Raw genomic sequence first — 16,928 nt, forward strand, 5'->3', positions numbered from 1 at the left:
TCGTCATGAGTAAATTTTCAACCGTTTGGGTATTTAGCGACGATGCCGCCCGCCTGCCGGAACTGATGGGCGGCGCGTGCGAGCTGGGCGAAAGCGTTCAGGTCGTCACGCTAAGCGCAGAGCAGTCGGCGCAGGCCTTCCGCCTGGGCGCCAACGCGGCCTATCAACTGGGCGCCGTCCCCGCCGATCGCATCATCGAAGACTATGCGGATACGCTGGTTCGAGCGATTAAGGAACACGGCCCCTCGGCGCTGGTTATCCTGCCGGCGACCCGCCGCGGCAAAGCGCTGGCGGCTCGTCTGGGCGCTCGGCTGGAGGCCGGCGTGGTTAACGATGCGGCGCAGCTGTTTGCCGAAGGCGGCCATCCGGTCGCAACCCACATGGTGTACGGCGGCTTGGCCTTCGGTAAGGAGCAGATAACCACCGCCTATGCGGTCGTCACCTTAGGCAGCGGCACGTTTGCACCCGCGCAGGAAAACACGGCGCTCAGCGGCAGCGCCGTCGAGTTGACGTTTGTCGCACCGGCAAACCCCATCACCTGCGTATCGCGCAGCGCCAAGCAGGGTGAAAGCGTCGATCTGGGTAAAGCCCGTCTGGTGGTCAGCATTGGCCGCGGCATCGGCAGCAAAGAGAACATCGCCATCGCCGAAGCCTTCAGCAACAGCATAGGCGCCGAGCTGGGCTGCTCCCGCCCGGTAGCGGAAAACGAGAAGTGGATGGAGCGCGAACGCTATGTCGGCATCTCCGGCATCATGCTCAAGCCGGAGCTGTATCTTGCCGTCGGCATTTCCGGGCAAATCCAACATATGGTCGGCGCCAACGGCGCGCAAACCATTATGGCCATCAACAAAGATAAAAATGCGCCGATCTTCCAATATGCCGACTACGGCATCGTGGGCGATCTGATGAAGATCGTACCCGCGTTGACCAAAGCCTTAAGTCGGTGAAATAGAAACGTTAACGAAACGGCGGGGCCGCTAGCGGCTCTGCCCTTCTTGCTGGAGACACTATGTCCGAAGATGTATTTGACACCATAATCGTCGGCGCCGGGCTAGCGGGCGCGGCGGCAGCGTTAGTGCTGGCGCGCGAAGGCGCCAACGTTTTGGTGATTGAGCGCGGCAACTATGCGGGCGCAAAAAACGTCACCGGAGGTCGGCTCTACGGCCATAGCCTGGAGCGCCTTATCCCCGGCTTTGCCGAGCAGGCTCCGATTGAACGCCGCATCACGCGGGAAAAGATCTCTTTTCTGACCGACGACAGCGCCGTTACCCTCGACTACCACAACGGCCGGGACGCCGTGCCGCCGCAGGATTCCTACTCCGTGCTGCGCGCCAAGTTCGACCCTTGGCTGATGGAACAGGCGGAAGCCGCCGGCGCGCAGTTTGTACCCGGCATTCGCGTCGACAGGCTGGTTCAACGCGACGGTAAGGTCATCGGCGTCGAAGCTGACGGCGACGTGCTGGAAGCCAATACTGTCATTCTGGCCGAAGGCGTTAACGCCATACTTGCCGAACAGATCGGCATGGCGCAGCCGGTTTCAGCCGCGTCGGTCGCCGTCGGCGTGAAAGAGCTTATCGAGCTGCCCCGCGAATTACTGGAAGCGCGTTTCGGTCTGGAAGGCGACGAAGGCGCGGCCTGGCTGTTCGCCGGTTCGCCGTCCGACGGTCAGATGGGCGGCGGCTTTCTGTATACCAACGGCGACACCCTGTCTCTCGGCCTGGTGTATGGGCTGCACCACATCGAACACGCGAAAAAGTCAGTCCCCCAGATGCTGGAAGATTTTAAGCAACATCCGGCGGTGCGGCCGCTTATTGCTGGTGGGAAAACCATCGAATACGCAGCGCACGTGGTGCCTGAAGCCGGCATCAACATGCAGCCCAAGCTGGTTGGCGACGGCGTGCTTATCGCCGGCGACGCGGCGGGCATGTGCCTGAACCTCGGGTTTACCATTCGCGGCATGGATCTGGCTATCGCCTCTGGCGAAGCCGCGGCGCGCGCGGTACTGGAAGCAAAAGAGAAAAATGACTTCAGCGCCCAAGGGCTCGGCGGCTATCTGCAGCAGTTAGAAAGCCTGTCGGTAATGAAAGACCTGCGCCACTATCGCAAGGTTCCGGCGATGATGGACAACCCGCGCATGTTTACGCTCTATCCACAGATGGTGGCTGGCATCATGGCGGACCTGTTTACCGTCGACGGGCAGCCGCCGCGGCCGCTGCGTAAAAAGCTCATGCGCCACTGCAAAGAGGTCGGCTATATGAACCTGCTTAAGGACGGCATAAAAGGAGCAACCGCATTATGAGTGAGCCAGTCAACGTTGACGTCAAGCTGGGCGTCAACAAGTTTCACGTGGACGAAGGCCATCCGCACATCATTATCGGCGAGCATCCGGATATGGCTGCGTTTCGCCTGTTGACGCTGGCCTGCCCCGCCGGCCTCTACAAGCAGCTGGAGGACGGAACTATCCGCTTCGACTACGCCGGCTGTCTGGAATGCGGTACCTGCCGCATTCTGTGCCGTAACTCGGTATTGGAAGAGTGGACCTACCCGCGCGGAACCTTCGGCGTAGAGTATCGCTACGGTTAACGCCCTGCGGTAAAGGCGGGGCGCATCCGCTTTTACCCTTTTTAACCTCGCTATTTCATCAGGAGATATATGTATTAACGCTACGGCTTGAAGGGTAACGAGTACAACAATAATAGCCCTCCGATTACCCGTATAGACGGGGAGGCATCGCAAAATGGCCTACTACCTATGGAACAGAATAAAAAATTCGATGACATCAGCTTTTCGCCGGTTCACCGTAAGATAATGCTTTGGGGCAGCGGTGGCCCCTTTCTTGATGGCTACGTTCTCGTCATCATCGGCATCGCTCTGGAACAGCTGACCCCGGCCCTGAAGCTTGACGCAAACTGGATTGGCCTGGTCGGCGCCGCCACGCTGGTGGGACTGTTTATCGGCACCTCCCTGTTCGGCTACGTTGCCGACCTGGTTGGCCGCCGCCTGATGTTTCTGGTAGACATCGTTGCCATCGGCGTGATTTCTGCCGCCACCATGTTTGTCTCTTCTCCGCTGGAGCTGGTGCTTTTGCGATTTCTTATCGGCATCGTTATCGGCGCCGACTACCCTATCGCTACTTCGATGATCGCCGAGTTTTCCAGCACCAGCCAGCGAGCCTTCACTATGGGCTTTATCGCCGCTATGTGGTACATCGGGGCTACCGCGGCCGATCTGGTGGGCTATATGCTCTATGACGTTGAAAACGGCTGGCGGTGGATGCTCGGCAGCGCCGTGATCCCTTGCGTCGTCATCCTTCTCGGCCGATTTGACCTGCCGGAATCCCCTCGATGGCTAATCCGCAAAGGTCGGATTAAAGAATGCCAGGAACTGATGATCAAGCTGTTCGGCCAGCCCGTCACGTTCGATGAAGAGGAGGTGCAGGAAACGCGCTATAGCCAGATTTTTACGCGCCGCCACTTTACCTCAATTCTGTTCGTCGCCGCGATTTGGACCTGTCAGGTGATCCCGATGTTCGCTATTTACACCTTTGGGCCTCAGATTATCTCGCTGCTAGGGCTCAATGAGGGCAGAGAGGCCGTTTTAGGCAACGTGGTGATAAGCTTCTTCTTCATGATTGGCTGCCTGCCCGCCATGTACTGGCTAAACAGCGTCGGCCGCCGGCCGCTGCTTATCGGCAGTTTCGCCATGATGACCGCGGCGCTGGCGCTGTTAGGGTTTATCCCTGAACCGGGCATTTTCCTCATCGTTGGCGCCTTTGCCCTGTACGCCTTTTTCTCCGGCGGCCCCGGCATTTTGCAGTGGCTGTACCCCAATGAACTTTTTCCTACCGCGATTCGGGCCTCTGCGGTCGGCGCGGCCATGTCCTTAAGTCGAATAGGCACCGTGATTTCTACCTATGCACTGCCGCTGTTTATGCAGCAGCACGGCATTTCCGCCACGATGCTGGTCGGCGCGGGGATCTCGCTCTTTGGCATGGTGATATCTATTATCCTCGCGCCGGAAACGCGCGGCATGTCTTTGGAGCAAACCAGTAAAATCAAGCTGTGCTGAGTGACAAACGGGCGCAGGCCGCGCCCGTTCGTCGTCCTGCTACTTCAGATTCTGCTTAAAATAGTCCGCGCCGTCGCGAAGCGCTTGGTCTGCCATCTTCATCATGCGGGAGTAGTGCAAAAAGGCGTGAAGGGTTCCCGAATAGGTTTGGTAGTGGCAAGGTTGGCGGTGTTCACTCAGGGTTTGGTATAGGGCGCGACTGTCGTCAATCAACGGATCGAACTCGGCTCCGGCAATAAAACAGGGGGGAACGTTGCGAGACAGATCGTTGTTAAACAGGCAGTAATAAGGTGATTCACGATCCCGTTCATCGGCCAGATAGGCATTCTCATAGTCCTGAAGGTCTTGTTGAGTCAGCCCATCCCAAGGGCCACCGTAAAGACGACGGGTTACCGAATCCCGCAGGCCGAACAGGCCGTAGTAGAGCAAGACAGCCATGACGTCACCGCAGTTGATATCGCGATCGCGCAGCCATAGCGTCGTTGCCATCGCCAGCATTGCTCCGGCCGAGTCGCCGGCAAAGCCGATGCGCCTGGCGTTTAGACTATAATCCGCCGAATGAGTGTGAAAAAATTGACAGGCGGCAACGGTTTCTTCAATGGCCTGGGGAAAGCGGGCCTCCGGCGACAGCGTATAGTCTATGCCTATCACCGCACAGCCGGTATAGTGGGCCAGCAGGCGCATAATGCGATCGTGTGTATTTAAATTGCCGAGAATAAAACCTCCGCCGTGTAAATAGAACAGCGTTGCCTCACCGCTCATTTTTGGATAATAAACTCTTGTTCCTATTTCACCATATTTAGTCGCAATCTTAACCTCCTGTACTTTCATCATTTCCGGCCCTTGCTCATTCCAATACTTTCGCTCTTGGTTATAACAGAGCCTAAGCGTTTCATAATGAGAGTCCGCCGGTAAAGGTTGCGGATTGTCTAATTGGAATTGCAGTACGCTACGCATTTCTTCTGAAATATTACTAAGAACATTGACCTTATTTTCTGGTTTCATTCATTCCTCCTGACAGATACTTTATTATTTTACCCCTTGCCCATATCTGATTTGCGACCCACACCACAAAACAAGACAACATCATGAATTTATTAATAAAATAAAAGCCACAGAAGTATAAGAAAAACTTATACCAGACATGATTATAAAAATAACAAGCGTTTTTACTCAGTACGTAAATAGTAAAAACAATCACACAGCTACGCGATAATGTCATTTTTAATTACGCTATTTATACGTTATTAAAACAATAAATTAACATCAATAGAAAATAGTATAATTAATAAAAAAATCACATAAAATTCATGGTTATTATCTTGGCAATTAGGTATATTCAGATAGACCAACGGCGAGCGTTGAAAATAAAAGAGCATGCGCAAAGCACCTTATCGTCAATCCGAAATAGATAAATAGCGTAGCGCAATCAAGTAGGGTATTAGTTAATTAAAGTATTGGTTAAATAGGTGAGAATATGTATAGAGAGTATGTTCAAGAGCCTTTATATCTCTCCGTTGCCCGCTGGGTCATGCAGCAAAAGCGTTGGGTGAGCGCAACGGAAATTGCAGAGCACTTCAATCTGACCACCTGCAAAGCGATAAACACCGTTTCCTATATTCTTTCCGAAGTTAGCGAAATCGTCTGTAAAACCAAAAGCGTTCCCAATCAGTTGGAGGGCCGCGGATGTCAATGCCAGCGGCTGATTCAGGTAGACAGCATTGACGATTTGATTTCAAGCCGCATTAAGAACGCCGTGAATGCTGAGGGCGAAAGCGACTCGGACGAACGCCTGGAACAAGGCGTGCGCGTTCCCCCTTCCGAACTAAACCGGGAACAAAAGTGGCAGTGGATGCTGTCGAAGGGGCAAAGAAAATAGGCGCAGACCGGCTACCCTATCGTTTTATTCTAGGCCCACCTCTACGGCGGTGCGCCTAGACCTGCTTGGCGCTAAGATCTAACGAATTCTGACCCGATATAAGAATTTCTAATTTCTTCGACTGCCCACTCTCAATCAGCTTTTCAATAAAGCGCTTCCACACGCGCTCCATTTTCTTTTCATAGAAAAATTGACTAAGGGTTGCCAGAGGAATAAGCGTACCTTCACCAATATTGTCCACGATCGTTAAGCGCCCTTTTCCCGTGGCCTCTTTACGCAGCAGGATGTTTTGCGGCTTGATGGTCATTGTCACGATCTGGTTACGAAACAGGTACTCTTTTAAAGCCTTGAGCAAAGCAACCAGCTGAGAGCTGCTCAATCTGTCGGTTTCATCTTCAAGGTAGTGAGAAAGCGCTTTTGACGGCGAACCGTCGGCATCGCAAACAAATTCAAAAACGTGCCCCACGCCAAGGTCGGTCTCGATGGCGCCAAAATACTTAGGAAGCCCGCTCCAATCAATGTTGCGAGCCTGAAGACGGCGGTAATACGCAAGCTCTCGCTTGACCTCTTTTTCACCACCGCTCTCTTTATTAAACAGTATCTTTATACACTGGGTGGGATTATCAGGGTGGACAAAGCATTTCCGATGACGGCCTTCACCGATAGGTCGCGCTGTTGAAAGCATCATTTAAACACTCCTTGTTTCAACAACATAAATCATGTAATGAGACGCGTTATTATAACAACGCATTTCTTAAACACAAATGATTATATTGAAAATATTTGAAACGCCTTTGTCGAACTGTGTCATTTGATAAAACCCACGTCTTTATTATTTATGCATCCTCTTGTTAAAAATAAAGTAATTAATATGGCTTTTATAATATTAAATCATCATCAGAAACCTTCCCAAGCGCCCAGTTTTACTCTCATCCCTTACTTTCTAAAAACAGGCAAAATGTCCCACGCCGCATAGGGTTCATAAAACAAACCCAATAATCAAAACAATCGCTTTACAGGTGATTAAAACCGGCCTGACGTTTTGCCTGCATATTAAAGGCCGAAGGGGGTTAGCCTTCGGCCTTAGTTACGTTTCCGCTATCAGCCCATTAACTGGAGAAGGCAGCGGATCAGCTCAAGAAGCGCGATTAACGCCCCCAGAACGACGATCGCTTTTTCAATCATCCGTTTTCCCTATAAAGGGAGCGAGAACGCCGCAGCTTACTCTTACACAGCCTGTCACTGCGGTTTCTTATGTTAGTTAAAGAGAGTCTCACTCCTGCCAGAGCACTGAAACCGGCACCACCCGTAGCTTCAGCCAGGACTTTCAAACCCGCGCGTGAGGTGGGCAGAAGTAGAAAAACGCTTTTTATAACTAACTTACTGAGTATACGCGCGTTCTGAATGCGCTGTGAATAGACATCTAGTTCAGGCATTGCGTTTACGTTGATGAAGGCATAATATTAAGACGTTAGTTAAAGAGAGTCTCACTGTGGCCAGAGCGACCAACTCAGCCCCGGAATGTAAAAACCCGATGATTAAATCGGGTTTTTTTATGCCTTAATTTCTCTAAACGGGCCGCTCCAGCTTCGCTGCCGCCTTTTCCAGCAGCGTATCCAGGCTTGAGGGCAGAAGGCGGTTTTTAACCGGTTTGCTCTCTTCCAGCAGCTTTGAGCCAATCTTCCTGTCCATGGTAAAAACGCTGACTTTACCTTCCTGATGCAGATAGATAAGTAGGCCGTCAATCCCTGCGCCGTCGTAGTCGACAAAGCGGTTAATGACCGTCTGCATGCGGCGTTTTGCCCCATCGTCACCGCCGACGGCGGCGCGCAGATCGTCAATATCCAACCCGACCGGCAGCGTGTACAGATAAATCACGTCGATAAAGTAGTTGTCTTTCGCTCCGTTGCATAAGAAACAGTACTCTTTCTGCACTTCCGAAAGCCGGTCCATTTTTCGTAGCTCTATCGCAAGCGCTTGTCCGTCCTGATAGGAAGGTTCAGAAATATCAACAAACGCGAGCCGATAAGGGCCGGGATCGCCTGCCTGAACCGACAGGGAAAAACCGCCCACCATCACAAATGCGGCAAACGCGAGCCACTTCCCAAGCTGGGACATATACATCTCCTTATATTTACCGTCACAAAGCGCCATCAGCTTTCCTAAATCACAGGCAGACGCCTAACTGATTAAGCACTGCCATCGGCATCGCGAAACGGCAGGTCTTCTTCGGGTCAACCACCTGACACACCTGCAGATCGCCGGTGATGCTCATCAGGCTGATGGCATCCTCCGGGCTAAGCCCTGCCCGCTCCACCAGCAGCCGAGCCATATTTTTCGTCGCCCGCGTCGACGCGTCGTCCAGCATGGTGGCGGAAGCCAAAGTATAAACCCTGTCGTCATCCGTCACCATCGGCAGCGGATAGGGGCGCCCCTTAACGACCTCGACCGACAGCAGCACCTCGCCGGCGACTTCCAGACCGCAGCCGGACACTTCGCCGTCCCCCATTCCCGCATGCAGGTCGCCCAACGCCAGCAAAGCGCCTGGCACGTTGACCGGCAGCCACAGCGTCGTACCCTCGCGGATAATTTTGCTGTCCATATTGCCGCCGTGATCGTCCGGCGTACCGCAGGAGACGGCTTCGCCTTCCGGCGCCACGCCAATAACGCCGATCATGGGGCGAACGGGTGCACAGACGCCGCCGGGCAGGTAAGCTACGCCATCAGACAATTCAACCATATTCACCTTCGCTTCTGTCAGCTCATCGCCCAGCACGCCGAGCTGCGGCAGCGTGACCATCACCGCCTGTGGAGACGTAATGGTAATGCGCTTGATGGCTATTTTCAGGCTGTCGCCCGGCTCCGCGCCCTCAATCCAAACCGGCCCGGTCGCCGGATTGATTCGCTGCCAGTCGAGGCGGTCAAAGGGCGTGTCGACGGAAGTAATCTGGTCTTCAAAGCAGTCGCAGGTTTGAAACAGCAGCTCCGTATTGGGCGCTGCGCGGCACGCCGGCGGGTTATCCGCCGACATAGCGTAAATAAGCTGAGTGCAGGGAATGACGGTCATCAGAGGCTCCTGGTTTTTATTCTTTGGCTAAGCGGACATGACGTAACATAACCGCGTTATCCGCCTTCGACAATAAAATGATAGGACCTTACGCCTTTCTCTTGGCTTTACGGTTCATCGCCCGTTAATAATGATATGGAATAAAAACGCCCACGCTCTAGGCCAGACTAGACGTTGAACATCCTATTTTCTGGTTTTATACTTAACAAATTGATAACTAAAAATACGTACTGCGTTTTATCATCTCTTGACGGTAGTGGACCATACCGCCATTGGCCAACGGACTGGCTAACCCGACCGACATTCCTTTGGGTTTTTCTCTTTATTTTGTAACTGACAGCATTCGCGTGACGCGCTGCGGCTCCAGGCCAGGCTCGGCCTCCCTTTACCTCAAATATCTCTGAGGCAGCGAGCGTTACGACAAAGTGACGGAGAAACTATGAGCTCATCTTATATTGAAGATATCGGCATTCAGGCCAATTCCTGGTATCGAATGACCGTGGAACTACTGCAAAAAGCAGACATTACGATTAACGGCTCGCGCCCGTTCGACATTCAGGTTCATAACCCCCACTTCTTTAAACGCGTTTTGCAGCAGGGTTCTATGGGGCTGGGAGAAAGCTACATGGACGGATGGTGGGACTGCGCGCGTCTGGACATGTTTTTTCATCGCGTTCTGCGCGCCGGCCTTGAAAACAGCATACCCAAGCGCATCGGCGATCTGATGCGTATCGTCGGTTCACGCCTGTTCAACCTACAGTCAAAGCGGCGAGCCTGGATGGTGGGAGAACGCCATTACGATCTCGGCAACGATCTGTTCAATGAAATCCTCGACCCTTATATGCAGTACTCCTGCGGCTATTGGAAAACGGCGACGACGCTTGAACAGGCCCAGCAGGACAAGCTGAAAATGATTTGCGAGAAGCTCCAGCTGCGCCCGGGTATGACGCTTCTGGACATCGGCTGCGGCTGGGGCGGATTAGCCGCCTTTGCGGCGAAAAACTATGGCGTCAGCGTGCAGGGTGTGACCATCTCCAAAGAACAGCAGAAGCTGGCGCAGGAGCGCTGCCGCGAGCTGGACGTAGATATCCTGTTTCAAGACTATCGCTCGCTCAATAACCGCTACGACCGCATCGTTTCTGTCGGCATGTTCGAGCACGTCGGCCCGAAAAACTATGCCACCTACTTTGACGTTGCTTCTCGCAACCTTAAGCCTAACGGGCTGTTTTTACTGCACACTATCGGCTCTAAAGAAACCAAGGACAACGTCGATCCCTGGATAAACCGCTATATTTTCCCCAACGGCTGTCTGCCGTCAGTAGCCAATCTGGCGCACGCCTGTGAAAAACGCTTTGTCATTGAGGATTTACACAACTTTGGCGCAGATTACGATCCGACGCTGATGGCGTGGCACCAGCGGTTTATCCAAAGCTGGGATAAGCTTTCCGCACGCTACGACGAGCGCTTTAAACGCATGTTCAGCTACTACCTTAACGCCTGCGCCGGCGCTTTCAGGGCCAGAGATATTCAGCTTTGGCAGGTTCTGCTAAGCCCCAAAGGCGTTGAAGGAGGGCTTCGCGTACCGCGTTAACCACAAAAAAAACGCGGCCCCGTATCCAGTTTGGAAACGGGGCCGCGCCTGTTTTACCGATGTGCTATATCAGCAGGTTATACCAAACGCTCAATAAGCTTATCGGTATCGCCCGGCAGGTAGTGGATTGGCGCCACTTCAATCACCGTGTAGGCTCCTGCGGGGATCTTCATGGTCGCCCGAGCGGCGGACACCAGAAACTGAGAGGTCAGCGCCGGGTTGTTGATCCGCATTGAATATTCAAACAGCTGGTTTTGCGTCGCGCCGGAAACGCCCTTATGGGTCAGGTGCACGCCGTGGCCCATGTCTTTCAGGCTGTCTACGCAGTCGACCTGCTTGACGTGGGTTTCGTCAGAGGCAAAGTAGTCGTCCGCCTTGAGCGTACGGGCAACGGTGTCGAAATCTGCGCCGCTTTCCAGCTCAACGTAGACCAGGCGGCGATGAACGCCGGTGCCTAGCGGAACGGTCACGGACAGCGCGTCCTTAACGCCTTTGATAGATTTGGCGGCAACGGAGTGCCCCATGCTCATCCCCGGCCCGAAATTGGTATAGGTGATCCCTTTGGGCGCCATCGCCAGCATCAGTGCGCGGATGATAGAGTCAGAGCCCGGATCCCAACCTGCGGCAACGACCGATACCGCGCCGTTGGCCTTGGCGACCGGATCTAGCGAATGTTTCAGGTCGACGATCTGCGAATGGACGTCAAAGCTGTCGACGGCATTGATTCCCTTAGCCAAAATCTGAAGCGCCACTTCTTTTACCGCGCGCGTCGGAGAGCACAGAATGGCGACGTCAACGTTGTCCAACTTATCGATGGAATCTACCACCGGATAAGCCGCCAGCTCCGCGGGTTTATCGCCAGCACTGCGACGCACTACGCCCGCAATCTCAAAGTCATCAGCCGCATTCAGGGCTTCTATCGCATATTTTCCGATGTTGCCATAGCCGACAACCGCTGCTCTGATTTTCTTAACCACGTTCTTTCCCTATTCATCGTTATAGTTTTATACCTATTCGAAGCCGCTCTTATTTCGCCGCCAGCCGCGGCGGCGACACAAAAACAAACTACGTCGCCTAGCATAACATCGGAAAAAAGCGATCCCCCAGCGGTTTTTTATAAAATTTCAGGAAAGAGCAATGACTTAAAGCGGGGTTAGCTTAAAAAGCGATACGTTTGCGGCAGAAAAACGAATAAAAGGCGCGTTTATTGTTGGAGACTGATTGTTAAACGATGATACACTACGCGTCGGATTTTTCCCCTCTCCAGACGGGCTCTTGGACCGGTTCCTTGAACGCCTTTAAGTAAAGTCATTAAGGTTTTTAAATGCATCATAACGATGTTACTGAGCGATCGCTGTTTTCGCTGAGCTGGCCGATTTTTATCGATCTCCTGCTGCACTTTTCTACCCTGCTGATTAATACCTACATGGTCAGCCAGGTTTCCACCTCCTATCTGGCCGCGATGGGGCCGGGCAACCTGGTGTTTGACCTGTGCATCACTATCTTCAGCTTTATCAGCGTGGGCTGCAGCGTGGTTATCGCGCAGTATCTGGGCGCGCGCCAGCCGGAAGTGGCCAAAAAGGCCATTCACGTCTCTATCGCCTTCAACTTCGTTATCGGCCTTTTCTGCGCCGCCATGCTGTTCTTTTTCGGCAACTTCGCGCTGGAAGCCATGAACATGCCGCCGCACCTGATGAAGGACGGCTTCAACTATTTGCACATTATCGGCATCTGCCTGATCCCGGAAGCGGTGTCGCTGATTCTGGCCGCCTGCCTGCGGGTGTACGGCAAGTCCAAGGTGGCGATGTACGTGACGCTTATCGTCAACGCCATCACCATTGTCGGCAACATTTTTGCGCTCTACGTGTTCGATGCGGGGCTGGTGGGCGTCGCGTGGTCGACGGTGTTCGGGCGGGTGATCTGCATTATCCTGCTGGCCTGCCTGCTTAACTACGGCCTGCGCATTCGCCTGGAATTTCGCCAGTTCTTTCACTGGTCCAAAGACCTGCTGGGGAAAATTCTCTACATCGGCCTGCCCGCCGCCGGTGAGAACCTGCTGTGGATGCTGCACTACATGACGGCTAACGCATTTATCGGCCTGATGGGAGAAACCGCGCTGGCCGCCCAAACGCTCTATTTCCAGATCGCGCTGTTCGTCATGATGTTCGGCATCGCCGTCAGCATCGGTAACGAGATCTTCGTCGGCCATCTGGTCGGCGCCAAGCGCTTTGAAGACGCCTATCGGCGGACGTTCAAGAGCCTGAGGTTCGGCATTATCGCCACCATCGTTGTGGTCGTGCTGTTCTGGCTGTTTGACAAGAACATCATGGGCCTGCTGGCGAAAGATCAGGATATGATCAACATGCTGCTGCCGCTGTTTATCCTGTCTGTCTTCCTTGAGCCAGGAAGAACCTTCAACATTGTGATGGTCAACGCCCTGCGCGCCTCCGGCGACGCCTGGTTCCCGGTCAAGACCGCGCTGTTTTTCATGTGGTGCGTCTCAATCCCCATCGGCTACTTTCTGGGCATCAAGATGGGGATGGGCATTATGGGGATTTGGATCGGCTTTATGTGCGACGAATGGCTGCGCGGCATCGCCAATACCTGGCGCTGGAAGTCCCGTAGGTGGCAGGCAAAACGCCTGGATATTTAGGCCGTATCTCCTTTCAGTTTCTCTATTCAGGGCGCCTTTTCGGCGCCTTTCTTTTGTGCCTCGCTCCTTTTCCGTCAGGCAAGCGTAAAAAAAGCGTAAAACGCCTTCGGTCGCGTTGAACATTTTTTTTCAGCTGCAATGATAGAGATAAGTTCTCTAATAAGGGGTATACGGAAATGCTAAAGAAAATATTGCTCGTCGCCATACTGGCCGTTTCATTCTGCGCTTCGGCAAACGCAGCGTCACATAATCGCCACGGTAATAGCAACCATGGCCATCAGCAGCGCCATAGCAGTTCGTCATACCATAACAAGCACTACCGCGGTCCCAGCCACAACAACTACAAGCGCTACTACAACAGTCGTTACAATAATAGCTACAGCAATCGTTACAACCACCGTTATAACAATCACGGCTATCGCAACGGCTATAAAGCTACCTCTCGCCCGTACTACAACGGCTACCGCCCCGGATATCGTTCAAACGGTTACCGTCCAAGCCACGGCCGCCCGGCCCATCTGCGTTAAGCCTAACGTGCACTTTCCTGCGGGTTCGTTCATAATTTAAACAGTGACGAACCCACGGGATAAATCATCATGGTGAAATTCGGCTACACGATCGTCTACGTTGACCACGTGGAAAAAACGCTCCACTTTTTCAATCAGGCCTTCGATTTGCCCACTCGCTTCCTGCATGAGAGCGGAACCTACGGCGAGCTGGATACCGGAGAAACCATACTGGCCTTCGCCGACAGGCTGCTGGGCGACAGCCACTTTCCCGACGGCTACGTTCACTGCGGCGACAGCGAAAAGCCGCTGGGTATGGAAATCGCGCTGGTGACCGACGACGTCGCCAAAGCCCACGCCTCCGCCCTGCTCTATGGCTCAACTGAGCTCAAGGCGCCGCAAACCATGCCCTGGGGGCAGACGGTCTCTTACGTGCGCTCTCCATCGGGGATCTTAATCGAACTGTGCAGCTCCATCGACTAACCTTGCATATGGCTCGAAAGCGCCTTTCACCGCGACAGCAACGGTGAGATAATCGTAATATCCACCCGCGCTCTGGGTTAACGCCACAAATTACGGGCCGTTCCGTTGGCCTAAATTGAGGACTCCGTTATGAAACTTTATGTTTACGATCACTGCCCCTACTGCGTGAAGGCGCGCATGATATTCGGCCTAAAGAACATTCCGTTTGAGATGATAACCCTGCTTAACGACGACGAAGAAACGCCCATCAGCATGATTGGCCAAAAGATGGCGCCCATTCTGGAAAAGGACAACGGCAACTGCATGCCGGAAAGTATGGACATCGTGCACTACGTTGACGAAAGCTTCGATAAGCCGGTGCTGACGGGAAAAACCAATCCCGCCATCGCTGACTGGCTAAGAGACGTCTCCGCCTATCTTAATCAGCTGCTGATCCCGCGCTACGCCAAGGCCGAGTTTGCCGAATTCTGTACGCCGTCCGCCCGCGCCTACTTCACGAAAAAGAAAGAGGCCGCTATTGGCAGCTTCGCCCAGCACCTTGAGAACACGCCTACGCTGAAGGCGCGCCTGGAAGAGGACCTGCAAAGGCTTGATGCGCTGATCCAGTCGCCTGAAGCCTGCAACGGCGAGCTGTCGGTCGACGATATCCACCTGTTCCCCTCGCTGCGCGGCATGTCTATCGTTAAGGACGTCCGCTATCCGGCCAAGGTGGACGCCTATCGTAAGGCGATGTCTAAACACAGCGGCGTAAACCTGCTGGACGCCATCGCACAGTAGCCCTTTTTTACCTTCAGTAAAAACGGCGTTCCGATAGAGAACGCCGTTTTTGCTTGGTTCATCACTCTTTATTCAATTATTTTGACCCTCTTCGTGACTTAATTCCGCTTTCTTGGCGGACTCAATGGACTACACTTAACTCAAACGTTAAGGAGGTTTCATTATGATTTATCTACGTAAAGCCGACGTGCGCGGCCACGCCAATCACGGCTGGTTGGACAGCTGGCACACCTTCTCATTTGCCGACTATTACGATGAGAACTTTATGGGATTCTCCGTTTTGCGCGTGATTAACGAGGACAGGGTAACGCCCGGTCAGGGGTTCCCGACGCACCCTCACAAAAATATGGAGATCCTCTCTTACGTGCTGGAAGGCGCCATTGAGCATCAGGACAGCATGGGAAACAAAGAGCGGGTTCCGGCCGGTGATTTCCAGATAATGAGCGCAGGAACGGGCGTTCGCCACTCGGAGTACAACCCGAGCGCAGCCGACCCGCTGCACTTCTATCAAATCTGGATTATTCCCAACGAGCAGGACATCGCACCGCGCTACGAGCAGAAATCGTTTACGGAAAAGCACGCACGCCAACTGGTGCTGTCGCCGGACGCGCGCGACGGTTCATTGAAAGTCTATCAGGATATGGAGCTGTGGCGCTGGGGGCTTAGCGATGGTGAAAAGGCGGAATATCCCATCACCAAAGGCCGCCGGGTCTGGATCCAGGTGGTGAAGGGCCAGGTTGAAGTCAACGGCGTTCAGGCCACCGCCAGCGACGGCGTCGCCCTGTGGGACGAAGAGACGCTTAGCGTGACTTCCTACGGTGATAGCGAGGTGCTGGCGTTTGATCTGCCGGGGGTTTGAGGGGATTAAATAAGCTATAGAAGTGGAATAGATTCGCCGCCGGAAATAAGAAATACATTATTTTCGGCGGCGGTTTTGTTTATTTTATTGGCGGGAAGTTTTTTGCCGGATGGTATTTATAGATTGTTTTTTCGGATATGTCATAAATACGGGAAATCTCTGCGCGAGAGTGGCCTTTTTCAATTAAGCGGCCTATTTGCTCCCACTGTTCTGCCGTTAGCTTTGGCCTTCGTCCTCCAATCCTCCCCTGCTCCCGAGCGGCGGCCAGCCCCGCATTCGTTCGCTCAACGATAAGCTCGCGTTCCATCTCCGCTAGCGCGCCCATCACGTGAAAAAAGAACCTTCCCATGGACGAAGAGGTGTCAATGCTGTCCGTGACGCTGCGAAAGTGCACGCCCCGCAGATGCAGTTCATCAATCAGCAACACCAGATTACGCATCGACCGCCCAAGCCTGTCAAGCTTCCACACGACAAGAGTATCGCCCGAATTCAACTGCCTCAGCGCCTTTTTTAACCCAGGCCTGTCGGCCTTTTTACCGCTCATTTTATCTTCGAAAATATGCTCACAGTTTAAGCACTCAAGCGCCTTTCGCTGTAGTTCGGTGTTTTGTTCATTAGTTGAAACCCGAACGTAGCCGATGATTGCCATTTTCAGCGTCCTGTTTTTGGATTGAGGGGGCTTATTGTGGCAAATGTGGGTGGGGAAGGCATTCTTGAAAACCTTGGTTTGGGGGAATTGGCCCTCGCAGGCGTAGCCGCAGGAGTTTTGGGCGAGGGAATTTCTCCGGGATATTTTAAAATTCCTGGGCTAGTCGGTGGGCAGCGACGAGAACTAATTATTCAATGGTATACAGCCGTTGCGCCAACTGCGGGATATTTTTCGTTTAATTTCCCTATCCCTTTTCCAAATGCTTTCTTTGCTGATGCAGCGATGCCAGGTGGCGCGGTGGGAGCAACTGTAAATGGCGGTTCAGTATCAAGAGTAGCTCGTATGCTGAACTTTAGTGCCCCTATGAGCGTCGCAATAATTACAGTGGGATGGTAA

General features: G+C 53.3%; 19 protein-coding genes. 12 read left to right on the forward strand and 7 right to left on the reverse strand.

Annotated features, from left to right (window positions below; translation table 11 throughout):
* The first annotated feature begins 5 nt into the window (after window positions 1-5).
* The 4 genes from V8L73_RS13330 to V8L73_RS13345 all read left to right on the forward strand — a co-directional run bounded on the left by V8L73_RS13330 (window position 6) and on the right by V8L73_RS13345 (window position 4,068).
* Complete coding sequence (locus tag V8L73_RS13330) at window positions 6-947, forward strand: FAD-binding protein (protein WP_347253213.1); 942 nt, start codon at window positions 6-8, stop codon at window positions 945-947.
* A gap of 62 nt (window positions 948-1,009) precedes the next feature.
* Entirely contained in the window at window positions 1,010-2,299 is a 1,290-nt protein-coding gene (fixC, locus tag V8L73_RS13335; protein ID WP_347253214.1) for an FAD-dependent oxidoreductase FixC, read from the forward strand.
* The gene (locus tag V8L73_RS13340) at window positions 2,296-2,583 is read left to right on the forward strand and encodes a 4Fe-4S dicluster domain-containing protein (RefSeq protein ID WP_027274596.1); all 288 of its coding nucleotides are present in this window, start codon (window positions 2,296-2,298) and stop codon (window positions 2,581-2,583) included. The genes fixC and V8L73_RS13340 overlap by 4 nt, the downstream gene beginning before the upstream one ends.
* Before the next feature lie 168 nt (window positions 2,584-2,751).
* Entirely contained in the window at window positions 2,752-4,068 is a 1,317-nt protein-coding gene (locus V8L73_RS13345; RefSeq protein WP_027274595.1) for an MFS transporter, read from the forward strand.
* Between the two features lie 39 nt (window positions 4,069-4,107).
* Here V8L73_RS13345 and aes read toward each other — a convergent pair whose 3' ends face one another.
* Complete coding sequence (gene aes, locus V8L73_RS13350) at window positions 4,108-5,073, reverse strand: acetyl esterase (protein ID WP_347253215.1); 966 nt, start codon at window positions 5,071-5,073, stop codon at window positions 4,108-4,110.
* Window positions 5,074-5,545: 472 nt separating this feature from the next.
* On the opposite strand from aes, the gene caiF reads away from it, so the two are divergent.
* On the forward strand, window positions 5,546-5,947 hold the full coding sequence (gene caiF / locus V8L73_RS13355) for a carnitine metabolism transcriptional regulator CaiF (RefSeq protein WP_347253216.1): 402 nt from the start codon (window positions 5,546-5,548) through the stop codon (window positions 5,945-5,947).
* 55 nt (window positions 5,948-6,002) lie between these two features.
* Here the strand turns inward: caiF and yrbL are convergent, their stop codons facing one another.
* The 4 genes from yrbL to V8L73_RS13375 all read right to left on the reverse strand — a co-directional run bounded on the left by yrbL (window position 6,003) and on the right by V8L73_RS13375 (window position 9,014).
* Window positions 6,003-6,635, reverse strand: a complete 633-nt coding sequence (gene yrbL, locus V8L73_RS13360; protein ID WP_347253217.1) for a PhoP regulatory network protein YrbL — start codon at window positions 6,633-6,635, stop codon at window positions 6,003-6,005.
* A 413-nt stretch (window positions 6,636-7,048) separates the two neighbouring features.
* Complete coding sequence (gene dinQ / locus V8L73_RS13365; protein WP_081650777.1) at window positions 7,049-7,132, reverse strand: damage-inducible type I toxin DinQ; 84 nt, start codon at window positions 7,130-7,132, stop codon at window positions 7,049-7,051.
* Window positions 7,133-7,516: 384 nt separating this feature from the next.
* Window positions 7,517-8,065 carry a hypothetical protein gene (locus V8L73_RS13370; protein WP_347253218.1) on the reverse strand — a complete coding sequence of 183 codons (549 nt, stop codon included), beginning with the start codon at window positions 8,063-8,065 and terminating at the stop codon, window positions 7,517-7,519.
* A gap of 49 nt (window positions 8,066-8,114) precedes the next feature.
* Window positions 8,115-9,014 (reverse strand): acetamidase/formamidase family protein, encoded by a 900-nt coding sequence (locus V8L73_RS13375; protein ID WP_347253219.1) that lies wholly within the window; start codon window positions 9,012-9,014, stop codon window positions 8,115-8,117.
* A gap of 439 nt (window positions 9,015-9,453) precedes the next feature.
* Here V8L73_RS13375 and cfa point away from each other — a divergent pair, with 439 nt between their 5' ends.
* Complete coding sequence (gene cfa / locus V8L73_RS13380) at window positions 9,454-10,605, forward strand: cyclopropane fatty acyl phospholipid synthase (RefSeq protein ID WP_347253221.1); 1,152 nt, start codon at window positions 9,454-9,456, stop codon at window positions 10,603-10,605.
* 77 nt (window positions 10,606-10,682) lie between these two features.
* Here the strand turns inward: cfa and V8L73_RS13385 are convergent, their stop codons facing one another.
* The gene (locus V8L73_RS13385; RefSeq protein WP_347253222.1) at window positions 10,683-11,582 is read right to left on the reverse strand and encodes a diaminopimelate dehydrogenase; all 900 of its coding nucleotides are present in this window, start codon (window positions 11,580-11,582) and stop codon (window positions 10,683-10,685) included.
* A gap of 347 nt (window positions 11,583-11,929) precedes the next feature.
* Between V8L73_RS13385 and V8L73_RS13390 the strand changes: the two genes are divergently transcribed.
* From V8L73_RS13390 to V8L73_RS13410, 5 genes are all read left to right on the forward strand, one after another.
* Window positions 11,930-13,258, forward strand: a complete 1,329-nt coding sequence (locus V8L73_RS13390) for an MATE family efflux transporter (protein ID WP_027274586.1) — start codon at window positions 11,930-11,932, stop codon at window positions 13,256-13,258.
* A gap of 176 nt (window positions 13,259-13,434) precedes the next feature.
* Window positions 13,435-13,785 carry a hypothetical protein gene (locus V8L73_RS13395; protein WP_027274585.1) on the forward strand — a complete coding sequence of 117 codons (351 nt, stop codon included), beginning with the start codon at window positions 13,435-13,437 and terminating at the stop codon, window positions 13,783-13,785.
* 69 nt (window positions 13,786-13,854) lie between these two features.
* Window positions 13,855-14,247, forward strand: a complete 393-nt coding sequence (locus V8L73_RS13400) for a VOC family protein (protein WP_347253223.1) — start codon at window positions 13,855-13,857, stop codon at window positions 14,245-14,247.
* A 129-nt stretch (window positions 14,248-14,376) separates the two neighbouring features.
* The gene (gene grxB, locus V8L73_RS13405) at window positions 14,377-15,024 is read left to right on the forward strand and encodes a glutaredoxin 2 (protein ID WP_347253224.1); all 648 of its coding nucleotides are present in this window, start codon (window positions 14,377-14,379) and stop codon (window positions 15,022-15,024) included.
* A 163-nt stretch (window positions 15,025-15,187) separates the two neighbouring features.
* Window positions 15,188-15,883: a pirin family protein gene (locus V8L73_RS13410; protein WP_347253225.1), complete on the forward strand. Its 696-nt coding sequence runs from the start codon at window positions 15,188-15,190 to the stop codon at window positions 15,881-15,883.
* A gap of 79 nt (window positions 15,884-15,962) precedes the next feature.
* Here the strand turns inward: V8L73_RS13410 and V8L73_RS13415 are convergent, their stop codons facing one another.
* Window positions 15,963-16,532: a recombinase family protein gene (locus V8L73_RS13415; protein ID WP_036023854.1), complete on the reverse strand. Its 570-nt coding sequence runs from the start codon at window positions 16,530-16,532 to the stop codon at window positions 15,963-15,965.
* A 36-nt stretch (window positions 16,533-16,568) separates the two neighbouring features.
* Here V8L73_RS13415 and V8L73_RS13420 point away from each other — a divergent pair, with 36 nt between their 5' ends.
* On the forward strand, window positions 16,569-16,928 hold the full coding sequence (locus V8L73_RS13420) for a gp53-like domain-containing protein (RefSeq protein WP_347253226.1): 360 nt from the start codon (window positions 16,569-16,571) through the stop codon (window positions 16,926-16,928).

Origin of the sequence: Leminorella grimontii (assembly GCF_039789245.1) — a bacterium.
Lineage (GTDB): Bacteria > Pseudomonadota > Gammaproteobacteria > Enterobacterales > Enterobacteriaceae > Leminorella > Leminorella grimontii.